We start from the raw sequence: 14,906 nt of genomic DNA, 5'->3' as shown, positions 1-14,906 counted from the left end.
CGGAGGTGCGGGATCGTCGAGTGGGCGGGACGGCCGGCGTCGTCCCGGCGAAGTGGGGGTCTCCCCCACCCCCCCTCCCCCCCCCCCCACACCCGGACCGGGCGTTCCGTTTCGGCGAGGTGGACGGGATGGATCAGTCCAGGAAGATCCCGTTCCCCGGCGCGATCGGGTGATCGGGCGGCCTGGGGTCGTCACGTAAAGGGTGATTATTCGGTCGTGTAACGCTCTCCATACGATGGACCGCATGAACCGCCCCACTCCGCCCAGCACCGCGTACCTCGACCACCTGGTCGCCGAGACCGCGGGGCGGCGGGCCGCCCTGGCCGGCGCGGCCTACGGTGGGGCAGCCGGCACGGGCACGGCCCGGCCCGACGTCGGCGCGCCCGCCGACCTGGTCGCCGCCGTCGAGCAGGCGGCGGACCGGCTCGAACCCGAGCTCGCGGAGATCGTCCGGCGGCTGCACGAGCACCCCGAGCCGGCCTTCGAGGAGCACCAGAGCGCCGCGACGCTGGTGGAGGTGCTCGCCCGGCACGGCGTCGAGGCGGAACTGGGTGCCCACGGGGTGCCGACGGCGTTCCGGGCCGAGTTCGGCGACCCCGCCGGGCCGACCATCGCCATCTGCGCCGAGTACGACGCGCTGCCCGGCATCGGGCACGCCTGCGGCCACAACGTCATCGCGGCGTCCGGCGTCGGTGCGTTCCTCGCGCTGCACGAGGTGCTGACGTCGGGTGACCCGTTCGGCGGCGCTGCCGGCTCTGCGTCCGGTGTGGTCCCAGCGGGCCGCGTCGTCCTGCTCGGGACGCCCGCGGAGGAGGGGCACTCCGGCAAGGAGGTCCTGGCCCGCAACGGGGCGTTGGAGGGCATCGACGCCGCGATCATGGTGCACCCGTACGGGCTCGACGTCGCCGACCAGGTCTGGCTCGGCCGCCGTCTGCTGACCTGGACCTTCACGGGTCGGCCGGCGCACGCCTCGGCCCAGCCGTACATGGGCCGGAACGCGCTGGACGCCGCGACCCTCGCCTACCACGGCATCGGCCTGCTGCGGCAGCAGATGCCGCCCGTGGACCGCGTGCACGCGACGATCGCCGAGGGCGGCACGCGGCCCAGCATCATCACCGAGCGCGCGGTGGTGCACCTGTACGCGCGCTCCAAGTACCCCGACACCCTGCGCGACCTCTCGCGCCGCCTCGACGACATCGCCCGTGGTGCGGCCCTGATGACCGGCACCGAGGTGGAGATCACCTGGGACGACGGCGCGCACCCGAGCCTCCCCGTGCGCACCAACGACACGCTGACCGAGCGGTGGGTCTCGGCCCAGCGCCGGCGCGGACGCGACCCGCTGCCCGCAGGCGTGCTCTCGGAGACGCTCGCGGCGTCGACGGACTTCGGCAACGTCTCGTTCCGGATCCCCGGCATCCACCCCCTGGTGCAGGTCTCCGCGCCGGACGTCGCGCTGCACACGGCGGAGTTCGCGGCCGCGGCGGCGACCCCGGCGGCGGTCGCGGCCGCCGTCGACAGCGCCGCCGGACTGGCGGCGACGGCCCTGGACTACCTGTGCGACGCGGGGCTACGCGCCGCCGTCCACGAGGAGTTCGCCGCGCAGGGCGGCCCGGTGGACGTGGTGCGCTACTTCGACTGACGGCCGTCGCCCGCGGGCGGGCGTGTCGACGAGCCGGGCCGCGGCCGGCGGCACGGCAGCCCCCGCAGCCCCCGCAGCCCAGCCGCGGACCGGCGTCGACCATGCACCTGCTGCCAGCAGCGAGGGCCGCCTGGCAGCAGGTGAATGGTCGCTGTCGTAACGATCCGCACATCCGGGCGAAATCTCCGCTTCCTAGCGTCAGGGGCGCGCGGTGCCCGACCGCGCGCCCGACCGAAGGAGCGTGGACCCGTGACACCTCGCGGACAGCAAGGCGGACAGCACGACGGACGAACGGCAGCACAGACGCTGGTCGCGGCCCTGGGCAGGCGCCGGTTCCTGCAGGCCGCGCTCGGCGTGGGGGCGGGATCGGCGCTGGCCGCGGGATCGGCGGTGCCGGCGTCGGCCGCGACCGCGTCGGCTGCGGCGGGTGCGTCCGCCGCGCGGGGTGCTGGCGGGCGGGGCTCCGGGAAGTTCTCCGGGATCCTCCAGCCCGGCCGGGGGCGTATCCGCGGCGACGTCTATCTGGGCTCCGACACCGACGACGTCCTGTGGGGCTACGTCCCGTCGGTGCACGCCGACGCCGTGGCGCGCGTGCGCTCGGGACGGACCATCACCATCGACTCCGTGTCCCACGAGGGCATCCTCGAGGACCAGGGCCGGGACCCGGTCGCCTACTTCGCCGAGCACGGCGTGCGACGCCGCGAGGTGCTCGACGACGCCGCCGCGATCGCCGCCGGGTACTCCCGGACGGCGCGGAACTTCGACGTCGACGGGCCGCACGTCGTGACCGGACCCGTGTTCGTGGAGGGTGCCGAACCGGGCGACGTGCTGAAGATCGAGACGCTGGAGGCCACGCCCCGTGTGCCGTACGGCGTGGTCTCGTCGCGCCACGGCAAGGGCTCACTCGCTGCGACGGCGGCGGGCGCGCCCGCCGGGATCACGCTCGACGAGGTGATGCCACCCGTCGCGACCGACGGCCGCGGCTCCGGCGTCCCGACCGAGTACGGCAACGTGTCCGTGTTCGCCGAGGTGCACGGCGACCACGCGACCATGGGCTCCGGCCGGGGACGGGTGCGGTTCCCGCTCCGGACCTTCTTCGGGATGATGGGCGTCGCCTACGCCGAGACGACCAGCCTGACCGCGCCCGAGGCCAACTCGATCCCGCCGACGCTGGGCGGCGGCAACATCGACATCAGCCACCTCGGCGCCGGCTCCACGTTCTACCTGCCGGTCAGCGCCGAGGGCGCGCTCTTCTACGTCGGCGACCCGCACATGGCGATGGGCGACGGCGAGGTGGCGCTCACCGCCATGGAGGGCTCGCTGCGCGGGACGTTCCGGCTCACGGTCTGCAAGCCCGGTTCCGGGGACGCACCGTCGGTCGCGTACTCGTACCCCTTCGCCGAGACCGCGGACGCGTGGATCCCGATCGGCCTGTCCGACCCGGACGGCGCGGTGGGCGGCCAGCTCAGCGACCTCGACGTCGCGATGCGCCGGGCCGTCGTCAACGCGCTGGACTTCCTGGAGCACGACCACGGCCTGGACCGGGCGGTCGCCTACGCCTATCTCTCGGCGGCGGCCGACTTCGCCGTCTCGCAGGTCGTCGACCGGACGGTGGGTGTGCACGGGCTGATCCGGAAGTCCGACCTGGGCTGAGCGTCCCGCGCGCCGGTGCCCGTGCCCTGCTCGAAAACAGCGGGCGCGGGCGCCGTGGGCGACCCTAGGGTCGAGCCATGACTATGCCGGAGACAGCCCCAGTCGACACATGGCTGGCGGTCACGCGGGAGGACGGCGAGACCGTCGGTTACCTCGAACCGGTGACCGAGGACTACGCCGAGGTGATCCCGCGCAACCGCCTCGGCCACGCCGTCGGCGACGTGTGCGACTACCACGCGGCCGAGGAGCTGGTGCTCGATCGTGGCCTCCGCGAGCTCGCGGAGCACTGGCTGCTCGACGGCGCGGGCCGGGAGCTCGCGATCAGCGAGCTCTCCCCCGCCGGCGTCGTGCTGCGCGACGCCTTCCTGGCGAAGGCCCTGGTCCCGCTGGAGCCGGTGCACGTGCCGTGGCCGGACACGGCGGGCCGCCTGCGCCGCGTCGAAAACAGCTGAGTGCGGGATATTTGCGCCTTCCAGCCTGCTGGAAGAGCAAATATCCCGCACTCAGCGGAGGTGGGTCAGGCGGTGCGGAGGAGCTCCGCGACCCGGACGGTGCGCTCGCGCGCGACCATGAGCGTCGTGACGACCAGACCCGCGGCGGCCCAGAGGACCATCGCGGCGATCGCCATGCCGATGCCGCCCGTGCCGGGCTCGATGAGCCGCACGAGGCCGACCTGGGCCGGACCCACCGGGAGGAACCCGGCCAGACCGTCCAGCAGGCCCGGCACGGTCGACACGACTCCCGTCGCGATGACGAGCACCGCGATCAGGAGGCTCACGCCTCGGCCGATGTGCCCGAGCGCCGCGGCGAGCGCCTGGTTGACCGCGACGAACGCGACCGACACGAGCGCGCCGAAGCCCATCGCCGCGAGCCAGCCGCCCACGTCGAGACCCTCGATGCCGGCCAGGATCGCGCCCGTCGCGAGGCCCGTGAAGAGGCTGATCGCGGCGGGGACGACGAACGTCCCGAGCGTGAGCCGGAACGCGCCGCGCGTGGAGCCGCGGGCGCGCAGCGGCACCGGCGGGAACACGATCATCAGCGCGAGCGCGCCGAGCCAGAGCGCCAGCACGGCGAACATCGGGCCGGTCGCGCCGGTGTTGAGGTCGGTGACCTCGCCGTCGGTCGCGACCGGGTCGGCCACGACGGAGGCCAGGGACTTCCGCTCCTGCTCCGTGTACGACGGGATCTCCTCGGTCGCCTGACCCAGGCCGTCCGAGAGGTCCGTCGCGCCGCCCGCCAGCTCGCCGACGCCGTCGGCCAGGCCGTCGACGCCGGTCGCGAGCTGGCTGGTGCCGCTGCCCAGCTCTGTGACGCCACCGGCCAGACCGTCCACACCCGTGGCGAGCTGGCTCGAACCGGCCGCCAGCTGACCGGCACCGGTCGCGAGCTGCGACGCACCGGACGAGATGCCGCCAGCGCCGGTGGAGAGCTCACTCGCGCCCGCGGACAGCGCGCTCACGCCGCCGGCTGCCTGGTCGGCACCCGCAGCCAGCTCGTTCAGACCACCGGCGAGCTGGTGCGCACCGCCGGCGAGGGCCGAAGCCCCGCCCGAGACCTGACCGGCGCCGGACGCAAGCTCTGCGCCGCCCTCGGCCAGGCCGGAGATGCCCGCGGTGAGCTCGTAGAGGCCAGTCGGCTTCTTGGTCGAGGAGCCGGGCTGCCCGGCCAGACCGGACATGCCACCGGCGACCTGCTCGGCGCCCGACTCGAGCTCCTTGAGCTGCGGCAGCTGCGCGCACAGGGCGATCAGGCGTGGGTCGATCGCGGGATCGGCGCAGGCCGAGTCCATGCCCTTGACCAGCTGGGACACCCCACCTGAGACGTCGGACGCGCCCGCGGCGAGCTGGGTCGCCGCGTCTGCCGGCCCCGGAGCGGCGGAGCTGCCCTGCAGCTTCGCCGATGTCTCCGCGAGCCCGCCCGCGAGGCCCTCAGCCCCGGTAGCGACCTTCTTCGCACCGCCCGCGAGGTCGTCGGCCCCCGAGGCCAGGTCGCCCGCACCGACGGCCGACTGGCCCGCACCCGCGGCCAGCTGGTCGACGCCCGCTGCGGCCTGGTCGGCGCCCGCCGCCCACTCCTCGGCGCCCGAGGCCCACTGTCCCGCACCGCCGGCCAGGCTGGAGACGCCGTTGCCGACGCCGGCCACGCCGGCCGCGGTCTGGTGTGCGCCGTCCGCGAGCTGCTGCGCGCCCTTGCCCGCCTCGGTCGCGCCGTCGGCGAGGTCACCCGCGCCGTCCGCGAGCTGCTGCGCGCCCTTGCCCGCCTCGGTCGCGCCGTCGGCGAGCTGGCCGGCGCCGTCGGCTGCCTTGCCCAGCTCCTCCGAGAGCGTGGAGAAGCCGACGAGCACGTTGTCCACGTACGTCTCGGTCAGGGTGCTGCCGAGCACGCCGGTGGCGGTCTGGGCCACCACCTGCGCGAGGGCGTCGTCGAGCACCCGGCCGTCGGGGGCGGTGGCGACGTCGATGGTCGCCTGCTCCGCATCCTCCGGGTCGTCGCTGCTGAACGACGTCGCCGCCGCGGAGAAGCCCTCGGGGATGGTGATGACCGCCGCGTAGGTGCCGTCGGCCAGGCCGTCGGCCGCCGTCGCCGCGTCGGAGATCTCCCAGTCGTAGCTGGCGTCCGACGCCGGGATCGCCGCGGCCTCGCCCGCCTCGGCGTCGGCGGTCTCGCCGCCGCTCACCAGGCCGGCGGCGAGCTGACGGCCGAGCGGCACGGTCTGGCCGTCGATCTCCACCGGCTCGTCGAGGTTCACGATCGCGGCCTTGACGGTGTCGAGCCGGTCCTGCGGGTTCCACAGGGCCGAGATGAGCAGGCCCAGGATCATCAGGGGAAGGAGCGCCACTGCCACGGCGCGCCACGGGTTGCGGAAGGGCTCGGGCCGGAGCCACCTCGTTGCGGTACTCATGCCCGCACCTCCTGCTCGGTCACGTCGGTGTTCTGGTCAAGGTGGGCGCCGGCCGTCGCTCGGTCGCCCGGGGTCACGTCCAGCGTCTGAGCGCCGGCCGGTGCCAGGTCGGTCGCGGCGAAGCCGGTCGAGCCGAGCAGCACCGCGACACCCGCCCGCTGGGCGGCGGCGACCGCCTGTGCCAGCCCGGCGCGTGCTGCCAGGTCGCCCACCGTCTCGGTGGCGTCCACGACGAGCACCCTCGGCTTGTCGCCCAGGGCTCGCCGGACCGCCGCGGCGGGAGACCCGCCCTCGGCGGCCGCGTCGACCACCGCGACGCGGTGCCGCACGGACGAGGCACGCTCGGGCAGCACCAGACCCACGGTCTTCGCCACCCCGCCCGTCACCTTGATCCGCCCGGCCACGGCCAGCAGGAAGGCGCTGACCGGGGCCGTCGCGTCACCGTGGACGAGCAGCGTGCCGCCGTCGGGCACCCGGACGCTCACCGGGCCGACGATGGTGCCGGACGGGCCGTGCACCTCCAGGTCCCCGGCCGCGACCGCGTCGGTCGCCCCCGGCTCGGGCCAGTCCGCCAGCGACAGCTCGCGGGTCAGCCCCTCGCCCTCGACGTCGAACGAGGGCAGCACCTTGTCGAGCCACTTCGGCATGTACCAGGCCTTCTCGCCCAGCAGCGCGAGCACCGCGGGGACGAAGACCATGCGCACCACGAACGCGTCCACGGCCACACCCACGGCGAGGCCCAGCGCGATCGGCTTGAGGTTCATGTCGCCGTGCGGCACGAACGCCACGAAGACCGCGATCATGATGATCGCCGCGGCGGTGACCACCTTGGCGGAGCCCTGGAAACCGGTGGTGATGGCGTGCTTGGCGCTGCCGCCGTGCACGTAGTCCTCGCGCATGCGGGACACGAGGAACACCTCGTAGTCCATGGCGAGGCCGAACAGGATGCCCATGAGCACGATCGGCATGAAGCTGATGACCGGCCCGGTGCGCGTCACGTTGAGCGCCTCGGCGAGCACGCCGTGCTCGAACACGAGCGAGACCACGCCGAACGCCGCGCCCACCGAGAACAGGTAGCCGATCGTCGCCTTGATCGGCACGGCGATCGACCGGAAGACCATCGTGAGCAGGATCAGCGACAGCCCCACGACGACGAGCGCGAACGGCAGCAGCGCGTCGCCGAGCTTGTCCGACACGTCGATGCCGACCGCGGTGAAGCCGGTGACCGACAGGTCGACGCCGTACTCGTCGAGGAAGTGGTCGTGCAGCGTGCGGATCTCGCGCACCAGGTCCTCGGTCTCGGCGGACGTCGGGCCGCCCTCGGGGACCACCTGGATGATGCCGGTGTCCGCCGTCTCGTTGGGCGTCGACAGCGGCACGTCGGCCACGCCGGGCAGGTCCGCGATCTCGTCGCCGATCTGGTCCATGAGCGCCACCGGGTCGGTGCTGGTCACGATGGACCCGGTCACGATCAGCGGACCGTTGAACCCGTCGCCGAAATGCTCGGAGACCAGGTCGTACGTGACGCGCGCCGGGTCCTCCTTGGCCATGACGCCCGCGTCCGGGAGCGCGAGGCGCAGGTCCAGCGCGGGGTAGCTCAGCGCACCCATCGCGGCGATCACCAGCACCACCGTGAGCGCCGGGATCTTGGTCACCGCACGCACCCAGCCGGTGAAGAACCGGTTCGGCTTCTGCTCGGGCAGCGTCACGACGGCGGCGCGGGAGCGGGTCGCCTCGGGGTCGTCGTTCGCCGCCGAGGCGGCCGCGGCCGCCTCGGCACGAGCCGCCGCACGCCGCTCCTTGCGCGACGGCCGGGGCCGCAGCCGCTCCCCGGCGAAGCCGAGCAGCGCGGGCAGCAGGGTCAGCGACACCAGCACGGTGACACCCACGGTGACCGCGGCGGCGACGCCCATGATGGTGAGGAACGGGATGCCCGCGACGCCCAGGCCGACCAGCGCGATCATCACGGTGAGGCCCGCGAACACGACGGCGGAGCCGGCCGTGGCGGTCGCCCGCGCGATCGACTCGTGCACGTCGAGGCCCTTGCCGAGCTGCTCCCGGTGCCGCGAGACGATGAACAGGGCGTAGTCGATACCGACCGCCAGGCCCAGCATCACCGCCAGCATCGGTGTGGTCGAGTTGATCGGGCCGAGCACCGTGGCGGCGAACAGCAGGCCCATCGAGGCGCCGACACCGAGCAGCGCGTTGAGCAGCGGGAGACCCGCGGCCACGAGCGAGCCGAGGGTCAGCACGAGCACCACGAGCGCGACCAGCAGGCCGATGCCCTCGGTGAGCGTCATCTCGGGGAACTTGGACGAGAAGAGCTGGCCGCCGAGGTGCGCCTCGGCGCCGGCGGGCAGGGCCTGCGCCAGCGCTTCGGTCTCGACGCCCAGCGCGTCCTTGGTCTCGTCGGTGATCGAACCCTGGTCGCCGTCGAGCTGGATCGTCAGGAGGGTGGCGCGCTCGTCGTCGGACACCGAGGCGGGCATCAGGTCGTCGTACGGCGAGGTGACCACCTCGACCTGCGAGACGTCCTCGAGGTCCGCGACGCCGTCCTCGATGGCGGTGCGCATCGCGTCGTCGTTGATGGTCCCGCCGTCGGGCGCGACCACGATCACCTGGGCGGAAGCGCCACTGACCTGCGGAAAGGTTGCAGCGAGGCGATCAAGCGCCTCCTGTGACTCGGTGCCGGGGATGGACACCTGGTTGTCGAGGCCCTGTTGCAGCAGGCCGGCCGCACCGCCCACGAGGACGAGTGCCACGACCCAGCCGGCTACGACGAGCCGACGGGCGCGGACGGCCCAGCGGCCGAGCGAGTAGAGAACGGAGGACACGCACACTCCTGGACGAGGCGGGGACCGATGTGGGGACGTTCGATGCACCACTGTATCCGATACACGAGTGCATCGGATACACGGATGTATTGATAGACTGGCCACTCGATACCCCGAGGAGCTGCTGTGACCACCGAGCCCGCCAGCGACGTCGGCTCAGGGTCGTCCGTCGAGCGCGCGTTCGCCACGGCCCTGACCCCACGACGTGAACGAACCCGCGAACGCCTGCTCGACGCCGCCTTCGCGGTCTTCGCCCAGCACGGCATCCGCGGCGCGTCGATCGAAGCCGTCTGCGAGGCGGCGGGTTTCAGCCGTGGTGCCTTCTACTCGAACTTCTCCAGCAAGGAAGAGCTCTTCCTCGCGCTCGCCGAACGGGCGATGCGCCGGCAGCTCGTCTCGCTGGAGTCCATCGGCAAGGAGCTGGAGCCGAACCTCGTCCGCTGCGGCGCCGTGGACCACGACGCGATCGGCACCATCCTCTCGGTGGTGGTCACGAACGTCGGGGACGCGCAGCAGTGGGCGCTGATGCGCGCCGAGCTGGAGCTGCTCGCCATGCGCGACCCGGCCGTGGGCCGGCCGTTCCTCGCGCAGGAGCAGACCCTCCGCACCGAGCTGGGCGCCGCGATCGAGCGGATCCTCCAGGACTTCGGCCTGCGGTTCACGGTCGACCGGCGCACGGCGGTCGACCTGCTGCTCAGCGTGTACGAGTCGTCCGCGCGGGCCGCCGTCGTCGCCAACCCCACGCAGGAGGACGGCGATGCCGCACCCGGCACCGCCGTCCTGAGCCAGCTCGTCAACCTCCTGGTCACGGCCGCCGACTGAGCTGCTGAGCTACCAGCTCGCGTTGGCCGCCAGCTCCAGCGCGATCTCCTGCCACCACGCGCCGGCCGCCGGGCCGCCGTTGCACGCGCCGTCCGACTCGCCGGGGAGCTTGACCCACAGCAGCGCGTCGAGCGACGTCGCGTCGTCCACGAACCGGGGCTGCTCACCCAGCGCGCGGCCGCGCGGGTTGCACCACTCGCCGTTGGACCCGTTGCCGTTGCGCGACGTGTCGATCACGTAGGGGCGGCCGCCCACCTGGGACGACACCTGCTCCGCATAGGCCTGGGTGGCCGCCGTGGTCTGGTAGTTCGACGTGTTGAGCGCAAACCCGACGGCGTCCGAGAAGCCGATCAGCTGCAACCGGCGCGCGGCCTCCGCCGGGCTCAGCCAGCCCGAGTGCCCGGCGTCGACGTAGACCCGCGCGCCGGCGTCGGTCAGCGAGGCCGCCGCGTACCGCAGGTACCCGACGCGGTCGCCCTGGCCGTCGCAGTCGCCGAGCTGGGCCAGGGCGTCCGGTTCGAGGACCACCACGGGGTTGCCCTCGATGCCGCTCGCCACCGTGTCGACCCACCGCGCGTACTCGCTCTCGGGCACCCCGCCGCCGGAGTGGTTGCCGCAGTCGCGGCCCGGGATCGCGTACACGGTCAGCACACCGGTGGCGCCGGCGTCCGCGGCCCGGCCCGTGTAGTCCACGACCTCGTCGCGGGAGTGGTCGGCGTCCGCCCAGTTGCCCACCCAGTACGACTGCGGGGTCAGGGCGATCTTCGCCAGCAGGTCCTTGTCGGTCCCGCTCGCCGCCGCCCAGGCCGCGTACGCCTGGGTGTTCGTGTCCACGTAGAGGTCGGACGCCGCAGGCGCCGCCTCGAGGCTCGTCACCCCGAGGCTGGTGACCCCGAGGCTGGTCACCCCGGCGGTGGCGCTCTGCGTCGTCAGGGTCGCGGTGGTCACGAGGGCGAGTGCTGCGGCCAGGGCCGCCGTTCGGGTACGGCGTCGTGCACGGGACATGGCGCTCTCCGTTCGTCCGGGTCCACGCCCGGCCGAACGGCCGAGGCGTGCCCGCGTGACGCTAGGAAACCGCCGCCCCCGGCAGAACCACCCACATCGTTTAAGTTCAGCTCAGCGCCTCGTCGACCAGCTTCCGGGCGGCGTCCTGCACCTGGGTGAGGTGCTCCTCGGACACGAACGACTCCGCGTAGATCTTGTACACGTCCTCGGTGCCGCTGGGCCGCGCGGCGAACCACGCGTCCCTCGTCGTGACCTTGAGCCCGCCGACCTTCGCGCCGTTGCCGGGCGCCTCGGTCAGCTTGGCCGTGATGGCCTGCCCCGCGAGCGTCGTGGACGAGACATCGCGCGGCGACAGCGCGCCGAGCCGGGCCTTCTGCTCCCGCGTGGCGGCGGCGTCGACGCGGGCGTACCAGCTCTCGCCGTAGCGCCCGACCAGGTCCGCGTGGTGCTCCGAGGGCGACCTGCCGGTGGTCGCCAGGATCTCCGAGGCGAGCAGCGCGAGCAGCAGGCCGTCCTTGTCGGTGGACCAGACGCGGCCGTCCTTGCGCAGGAACGACGCGCCCGCCGACTCCTCCCCGCCGAAACCGACCTCGCCCGACAGCAGACCCGGGACGAACCACTTGAAGCCGACCGGCACCTCCACGAGGCGGCGGTCCAGCCCGCCCGCCACCTTGTCGATGAGCGCCGACGACACGAGCGTCTTGCCGATCGCCGCGTCGGCGGGCCAGTTCGGGCGCGAGCCGCCGTACAGGTACTCGATCGCCACGGCGAGGAAGTGGTTGGGGTTCATGAGGCCGTCGGCCGTGACGATGCCGTGCCGGTCGGAGTCCGCGTCGTTGCCGGTCGCGACGTCGAAGGGCGCCGGGCCGTCGCCGGCGGTCATCCGCTGCACCAGCGACGCCATCGCGTACGGGGAGCTGCAGTCCATGCGGATCTTGCCGTCCCAGTCCAGCGTCATGAACGACCAGCGCGGGTCGACCTGCGGGTTGACGACGGTGAGGTCGAGGTCGTACCGCTCGGCGATCGCGCCCCAGTACTCCACCGAGGCCCCGCCCAGCGGGTCGGCCCCGATCCGCACCCCGGAGGTGCGGATGGCGTCCAGGTCGAGGACGTTCGCGAGGTCGTCCACGTACGTCGACAGGTAGTCGTGCCGGTGCGTGGTCTCGGCGGCGAGCGCCTGGTCGAGCTGCACCCGCTTCACCTGCCCGACGCCGGTGCGCAGGAGCTCGTTGGCCCGGTCCGCGATCCACCCGGTCGCGTCTGAGTCGGCGGGCCCGCCGTGCGGCGGGTTGTACTTGAAGCCACCGTCGCGCGGCGGGTTGTGCGACGGCGTCACCACGATGCCGTCCGCGAGGCCCAGGCCCGGGGCGGCCTGGCCCGGGGTCCCCTCGGCGAACCGCGTCTGGTTGTGCAGCAGGATCGACTGGCTGACGGCGGGCGTCGGGGTCCACGAGTCGCGCGCGTCGACCATGACGTCGACGTCGGCCGCGGCGAGCACCTCCAGCGCCGTCCGCCAGGCCGGGTAGGACAGCGCGTGCGTGTCCCGTCCGATGAACAGGGGCCCGTCCGTGCCCTGACCGCGCCGGTACTCGACGATCGCGGCGGTGATCGCCACGATGTGGTCCTCGTTGAAGGCATGGTCGAGGCTCGACCCGCGGTGCCCGGACGTACCGAAGGCGACCTGCTGGCCAGGGTCGCCCGGGTCCGGGGAGAGGTCGTAGTAGGCCCCGACCACCCGGTCGACGTCGATCAGGTCGCTGGGCTGGGCGGGAGTTCCGGCACGCGCATCCATACGCCCGATACTGCCAGGTCCGGGCGGGTCCGTCGTCGCCCACGCTCGGGTTCGCCCCCTGGCTCCGCGTCCGCCCCGCGTTCTCGCTCGGGTGACGGCGGCCCGGCGCCCCCACGCAGCCGTCGTAGGCTGGCGACATGTTCCCGCCGATGCAGCCCGAGATCCCCTCGCGCCACCCCAGCGAGCTCGACCCGTCCGCCCCCGTCCCCGCCGGCTCCGTCCTGCTGGACGTGCGCGAGCAGGACGAGTGGGACGCCGGGCACGCCCCGGGCGCCGTCCACATCCCGCTGGGCGACCTGCCCGTGCGCTACGGCGAGCTCGACGCCGACGCGCCGATCCTGGTCATCTGCCACTCCGGCGGCCGGTCCGCGCGCGCCACCCAGTGGCTCAACGAGGCGGTCGGGTTCGAGGCGACCAACCTCGACGGCGGCATCGTCGCCTGGGCCGGCGCGGGCCTGCCGGTCGAGCGCTGACGCCTACTCCGCGACCCGCGGCTGGCTCGGGTCGGTCTCGTTCCAGACCCGGTCCAGCGCGGTGACGGCGTAGGTGTACGTCTCGCCGCGCCCCACCGATGTGTCGAGCCACGACTGGACGCGCCCGCTCGCCGCGCGGAACGTGCCCACGAGGTTCGCCGGATCGTTCGTGTCGACCGACTCGGCGGCGCCCTCCACGCGGTAGACGGCGAACGACGTCGCGCGCGCGTCCTTGTTGCCGATGTCGGCGAGGTGGATCCGGACGCCGTCGCGCACGCGGCGGGCCTTGGTGAGCACCGGGGTGACCACCGGGTCCGCGGGCAGGTGCGGCATCGGCGGTACGAGCGCCGGGTGCTGGTAGTGGTCGGCGACGACCTTGCTCATCGCGCCCTGCGGGTCGGCCGGCACGTGCACCGCCGAGTAGTAGACGTTGCCGTGGATCGGCCCGACGTCGCGGCTGACCTCCCGGCAGAGGTCGAGGTGGTTGGTGAGCTCGTCGGGGTCGGTGAAGACCCCGCTCGTCACCTTGTAGAGGGCCTCGCCCACGTAGAGCTGCGTGCCCGACTGCGCGGCGACCTCGGCCCACCACGGCACGAGCTTCGCGTAGTCGGCCACCGCGAGCCCGATCTGCCAGTAGACCTGCGGGTTCACGTAGTCGAGCCAGCCCTCGAGCACCCACTTGCGGGTGTCGGCGTAGAGGTCGTCGTACGACTCCTGCCCGCCGGTGTCCGAACCCAGCGGGTCGGTAGTGGAGTTGCGCCAGATCCCGAACGGGCTGATCCCGAACTTGACCCAGGGCTTGGTCTCCTTGATGCGGACGCTCATCGTCTCGACGAAGTGGTCGACGTTGTTCCGCCGCCAGTCCTCGATCGTGTCGAAGCCGGCGCCGTACTGCTCGTACGTGCCGATGTCCGGCAGCACGTGGCCGTCCAGCGGGTACGGGTAGAAGTAGTCGTCGAAGTGCACGCCGTCGACGTCGTAGTTCTCCACCGCGTGCAGGATGGACTGCTGGATGTGCTCCTGCGCCGCAGGGATGCCCGGGTCGAAGTAGAGCCGGCCGTTGTACTCCCACACCCAGTCCGCGTGCTGCCGTGCCGGGTGCTCGGGGACGAGCTGCGACAGGTCTGCCTCGATCGAGACGCGGTACGGGTTGAACCAGGCGTGCAGCTCGATGTTGCGCCGGTGCGCCTCCTCGACCATGAACGCGAGCGGGTCGTAGCCCGGGTCCTGCCCCTGCGTGCCCGTCAGGTACTTGGACCAGGGCTCGTAAGGGCTGTCGTAGAACGCGTCGGCCGTGGGGCGCACCTGCACGAACACGGCGTTGAGCCGGTGCTCCTCCGCCACGTCGAGCCAGTGCAGGAACTCCGCCTTCTGGGTGTCCGCGTCGAGGCCGCTCGTCGACGGCCAGTCGATGTTGGCCACGGTGGCGATCCACATGGCGCGCAGCTCGCGCTTGAGCCCGAGGGCCGACGACGGCTCCGGCGTCGCGTTGCCCGTCATGGCCGTGGCCCCGAGCGCCGTGGCGGGGTCGAGCGCCGCGATCGAGACACCGATCGCGGCGGCCGCCGTGCCCGTCGCCGCCATGGTGAGGAACTCCCGGCGTCCGATCCCCGACATCACCCCCGCCTGCCGTTCCTTCTGGAGCGACATGGTGCGCGCATAGGCTGGCAGATCGGTCGCCTCACGGCGGGCGGGGTGCCTCACGTGCTTGACCTCCGGTGCTGGCTGCTGGGGGTTGGTGCCGTGGTGCTCGGTGATGTGGTTTTGCTAGGTTGGCCGGCGTCGA

At 73.1% G+C, this 14,906-nt stretch carries 10 protein-coding genes; 5 read left to right on the top strand and 5 right to left on the bottom strand.

Going from position 1 to position 14,906, the window contains the following annotated elements:
* The first annotated feature begins 235 nt into the window (after positions 1-235).
* The 3 genes from ACFV9Q_RS14065 (at position 236) to ACFV9Q_RS14055 (ending at position 3,744) form a co-directional block, all read left to right on the top strand.
* A complete protein-coding gene (locus tag ACFV9Q_RS14065) occupies positions 236-1,639 on the top strand; it encodes a M20 family metallopeptidase (RefSeq protein WP_377234916.1) in 1,404 nt (467 codons plus the stop codon).
* A 249-nt stretch (positions 1,640-1,888) separates the two neighbouring features.
* On the top strand, positions 1,889-3,292 hold the full coding sequence (locus ACFV9Q_RS14060; RefSeq protein ID WP_377234915.1) for an acetamidase/formamidase family protein: 1,404 nt from the start codon (positions 1,889-1,891) through the stop codon (positions 3,290-3,292).
* A 77-nt stretch (positions 3,293-3,369) separates the two neighbouring features.
* Positions 3,370-3,744, top strand: coding sequence for a hypothetical protein (locus ACFV9Q_RS14055; protein ID WP_377234914.1), 375 nt, complete (start codon positions 3,370-3,372; stop codon positions 3,742-3,744).
* Positions 3,745-3,809: 65 nt separating this feature from the next.
* On the opposite strand, the gene ACFV9Q_RS14050 is transcribed toward ACFV9Q_RS14055, so the two are convergent.
* Together ACFV9Q_RS14050 and ACFV9Q_RS14045 are read right to left on the bottom strand one after the other, a co-directional pair.
* Entirely contained in the window at positions 3,810-6,194 is a 2,385-nt protein-coding gene (locus ACFV9Q_RS14050) for a YhgE/Pip domain-containing protein (protein ID WP_377234913.1), read from the bottom strand.
* A complete protein-coding gene (locus tag ACFV9Q_RS14045; RefSeq protein ID WP_377234912.1) occupies positions 6,191-9,028 on the bottom strand; it encodes an MMPL family transporter in 2,838 nt (945 codons plus the stop codon). The genes ACFV9Q_RS14050 and ACFV9Q_RS14045 overlap by 4 nt, the downstream gene beginning before the upstream one ends.
* A gap of 126 nt (positions 9,029-9,154) precedes the next feature.
* Here ACFV9Q_RS14045 and ACFV9Q_RS14040 point away from each other — a divergent pair, with 126 nt between their 5' ends.
* Positions 9,155-9,850: a TetR/AcrR family transcriptional regulator gene (locus ACFV9Q_RS14040; protein WP_377234911.1), complete on the top strand. Its 696-nt coding sequence runs from the start codon at positions 9,155-9,157 to the stop codon at positions 9,848-9,850.
* A 9-nt stretch (positions 9,851-9,859) separates the two neighbouring features.
* Here ACFV9Q_RS14040 and ACFV9Q_RS14035 read toward each other — a convergent pair whose 3' ends face one another.
* Positions 9,860-10,855, bottom strand: coding sequence for a glycoside hydrolase family 6 protein (locus tag ACFV9Q_RS14035; protein WP_377234910.1), 996 nt, complete (start codon positions 10,853-10,855; stop codon positions 9,860-9,862).
* Between the two features lie 106 nt (positions 10,856-10,961).
* Entirely contained in the window at positions 10,962-12,647 is a 1,686-nt protein-coding gene (gene pgm, locus ACFV9Q_RS14030; RefSeq protein ID WP_377234909.1) for a phosphoglucomutase (alpha-D-glucose-1,6-bisphosphate-dependent), read from the bottom strand.
* 137 nt (positions 12,648-12,784) lie between these two features.
* On the opposite strand from pgm, the gene ACFV9Q_RS14025 reads away from it, so the two are divergent.
* Positions 12,785-13,120 (top strand): rhodanese-like domain-containing protein, encoded by a 336-nt coding sequence (locus ACFV9Q_RS14025; protein ID WP_377229299.1) that lies wholly within the window; start codon positions 12,785-12,787, stop codon positions 13,118-13,120.
* A gap of 3 nt (positions 13,121-13,123) precedes the next feature.
* Here ACFV9Q_RS14025 and ACFV9Q_RS14020 read toward each other — a convergent pair whose 3' ends face one another.
* Positions 13,124-14,770, bottom strand: a complete 1,647-nt coding sequence (locus tag ACFV9Q_RS14020) for a glycoside hydrolase family 10 protein (RefSeq protein WP_377234908.1) — start codon at positions 14,768-14,770, stop codon at positions 13,124-13,126.
* Positions 14,771-14,906 lie beyond the last annotated feature (136 nt).

Source organism: Promicromonospora sp. NPDC059942 (assembly GCF_042731755.1).
Taxonomy (GTDB): domain Bacteria; phylum Actinomycetota; class Actinomycetes; order Actinomycetales; family Cellulomonadaceae; genus Promicromonospora.
This window is presented reverse-complemented; position numbering and strand designations above follow the sequence as displayed.

What these genes read in the sequence shown, in the direction of transcription:
- ACFV9Q_RS14020 (WP_377234908.1), bottom strand. Translation starts at nt 14,770, where the DNA reads ATGTCGCTCCAGAAGGAACGGCAGGCGGGGGTGATGTCGGGGATCGGA.
- ACFV9Q_RS14025 (WP_377229299.1), top strand. Translation starts at nt 12,785, where the DNA reads ATGTTCCCGCCGATGCAGCCCGAGATCCCCTCGCGCCACCCCAGCGAG.
- pgm (WP_377234909.1), bottom strand. Translation starts at nt 12,647, where the DNA reads ATGGATGCGCGTGCCGGAACTCCCGCCCAGCCCAGCGACCTGATCGAC.
- ACFV9Q_RS14055 (WP_377234914.1), top strand. Translation starts at nt 3,370, where the DNA reads ATGACTATGCCGGAGACAGCCCCAGTCGACACATGGCTGGCGGTCACG.
- ACFV9Q_RS14050 (WP_377234913.1), bottom strand. Translation starts at nt 6,194, where the DNA reads ATGAGTACCGCAACGAGGTGGCTCCGGCCCGAGCCCTTCCGCAACCCG.
- ACFV9Q_RS14065 (WP_377234916.1), top strand. Translation starts at nt 236, where the DNA reads ATGGACCGCATGAACCGCCCCACTCCGCCCAGCACCGCGTACCTCGAC.
- ACFV9Q_RS14035 (WP_377234910.1), bottom strand. Translation starts at nt 10,855, where the DNA reads ATGTCCCGTGCACGACGCCGTACCCGAACGGCGGCCCTGGCCGCAGCA.